The sequence below is a fragment of the Myxococcus sp. AM011 genome (assembly GCF_013372595.1).
In the GTDB taxonomy this organism is placed as follows: domain Bacteria; phylum Myxococcota; class Myxococcia; order Myxococcales; family Myxococcaceae; genus Myxococcus; species Myxococcus eversor.
Genome location: NZ_JABXEM010000499.1, coordinates 1 through 2705 on the forward strand (window position 1 = coordinate 1; position 2705 = coordinate 2705).

Sequence of the window (2705 nt, forward strand, 5' to 3'; positions counted from 1 at the left end):
CCCACCAGCCGGCGCACCACCCCACCCTGCACCAGCGCGCTCAGCACGCCCACCACGGCGAAGAGCCAGCCCGCGCGAAGGCTCGCCTCGCGCAGCACCACCGCGTCCGTTACCACCGGGTGCAGGAACAGCCCCCCTTCCAGCGTCACCGGGCCCAGGGAGAGGAAGCGCGTCAGCAGGTAGACGGAGAACGTCCCCTCCATCTGTGAGAACGCGGTGGTGAACAGCAGCATCAGCACCAGGCAGCGCGCGACGACGGGCAGCCGCAGCGCCTGGACCGCGCCCTTCAGCGTGCGCACATGCCCCTCCGGCCCTCCCTCCACCCGCGACTCCGGGAGGAAGAACCAGGTGCAGGCCAGGTTGACGGCCACCAGCCCCGCGGCGAACAGGCCGATGGCCAGGTTGCCGCCCCACGCGCCCAGGAAGCCGCCCAGCGCGGGCCCCAACACGAAGCCCAGTCCGAAGGCCGCGCCGATGACGCCCATTCCCCGCGCGCGCTCCTCCGGCCGGGTGATGTCCGCGACGACGGCCTGCGCGGTGGCGATGTTGCCGCCGGAGATGCCGTCGATGACGCGCGCCAGGAAGAGCAGCGGCAGCGAGTCCGCCAGGGCGAAGAGCAGGTAGCCCAGAAGCGAGCCCACCTGACTGAGCAACAGCACCGGCCTGCGGCCGTATCTGTCACTCAGCCGACCGAGCACCGGCGCCGCCACCAGCTGCATCAGCGAATAGACGGAGATGAGCAGCCCCACCGTGAAGGGCGAGGCACCGAACTTCACTCCGTACACGCCCAGCTGCGGAATCAGGATGCCGAACCCGATGAGGTCCAGGGACACGATTCCGAAGACGACGCGCAGTGACGCCGTCCGGCTCACCCGTAGCTCCCTTGCTGGAAATGAAAAACCGCCGGAGCGCGGAAGATAGCGCCCCGGCGGTTTGAAAGGCGCGGCAACTCCGCGCCCCGCGACGATTTGACGCTCCCGACTACATCGCCTCGGCGGACTGCACGTTCCGGTTCGCCGTGTCGCGGTCGATGCAGCCCTTCGTCAAGGTGTACTGGTACGTGCCCAACTCGTCACGCCAGTACTCACCCTCGTACGGCCAGTAGAGCTCGTCATCCGGCACCGCCACCGAGAACTTGTACTTCTTGACGATGGACGTGCGCCCGCCCGCCTTGAGCTGGTCCTCGAGGAACTCCTTCTCCTTCGTGGTCGTCTCGAACTTGATGCGCAGGCCGTTGGCCAAGAGCTGCTTGAGCGCGACGAGCTCCGTCTCCAGCTTGCCCTTGGCCATGATGCCCGCCTTGGAGATGAGCTCGGTGCGGTGGACCTTCAGCTCCTCCAAGAGGCTCTTGGAGAGCTCCGAGTACTTGAAGGTGTCACCGCGGCTGGCGAACGCATCCATCTCCCCTTCCAGCTCGAGGATGGAGTCGTTCGTCTTGCGCAGGTCCTGGTCCGTGAGGGCCAGGCGCAGGATGCGCTCCAGGATGATGTCCGTCTCGTTCTTCTCCAGGCCGTCCTTGTTCTTCTTCTGCACCTCCGCGAGCACCGTGTAGTACTCGCCGGCCTCCATGTTCTTCTTCACCAGCGACTCGAGCTGGTCATGCACCGGCAGGTACGTGCGCTCGAAGTCCTGGAGGATGATGTTGGATTCGCGGTAGCGGCAGTTCTCGTAATAGATGACCGCCTTGAGGATGAGCGCCTCCGGGAAGTACTCCTCGCGGAAGAAGGGCGACGAGAGCGTGATGAGGTTGCCCAGCGCCTGCTCGAACTGGCCCACGCGGTAGTTGGCCCAGCTCGCCTCGAAGAGCGACTCCAGCCACTGCGTGTTCCCGCGCTCCACCTTGCCCAGGTAGAACAGCGCGAAGCGGTTCTGCTGCATGCCGTAGTGCGTCCGGGCCAGCTGCATGAACGCCAGCTCGCGAAGGGACTTGTCCGCCTTCGCCTGGTCGGCGGACTTGCCAGCCATGGGACGGGTGAGGCGCACCACTTCCTTCATCGCCTCCACCGACGCCAGCATCTCCCCGGCGCCGCGCTTGGCCGCCGCGTCCTTCTGACGGCTGCCGTTGCGGAACGAGGCGAGGCCGTCCAGGTAGCGCGCGCGCGGGTAGAACGTGTCCGTCTTGGGAATCAGCAGCGTCAGCCGCTGCACTTCCGCGAAGCTCTTGTCCGCGTCCGCGTTCTGGCCGACCTGGTCCAACGCGCGACCGCGCACGAAGTGGTAGCGCGCCAGCAGGTAGCGGAACTCGTTGCGGTACTTCTCCGGGAACTCCTGGTTCGCGTGACGGGCAATCTCGTCGAGGATGACCGTCTCGTTCTTCGTCTTGCGGCTGATGAAGAACAGCCACTCCAGGCTGGTCTTGAAGAACTTGGTGGAGGGCCCCAGCGCGAGCAGCTTGGAGAACTCACCCAGGGACGAGTGGTACATGCCCATGCGGTAGAGCGACTTGGCCAGCACGTAGCGCGCTTCGGTGTGCAGGCCCGCGAGCTTCGGGTCCGCGATCAGCTCGTGCGCCGACATGGCGGCCTTCTCGTACTCGTCGTTCTTGAAGAGGCTGACGGTGATGTCCAGCCGCTGGCGGTCCGCCGTCTTGCCGGACACGTCCACCGCGTCGAAGGACATGGTGGGCGCGGGCGTCTTGGGCGCCTCCTGCGTGAGGTCCAGCCCGAAGCCACCGTTGCTCGCGGGAGCCGGGGGCGGCGTGGGCG

General features: G+C 66.5%; 2 protein-coding genes. Both read right to left on the reverse strand.

Annotation, left to right across the window (positions count from 1 at the left end; genetic code table 11):
* Positions 1–872 (reverse strand): MFS transporter (locus HUW62_RS46675; RefSeq protein ID WP_176438125.1); only part of this gene is annotated, 872 nt, incomplete at its 3' end.
* Between the two features lie 109 nt (positions 873–981).
* A partial coding sequence (gene gltC, locus HUW62_RS46680; protein WP_255204033.1) for an adventurous gliding motility protein GltC occupies positions 982–2705 on the reverse strand: 1724 nt, incomplete at its 5' end.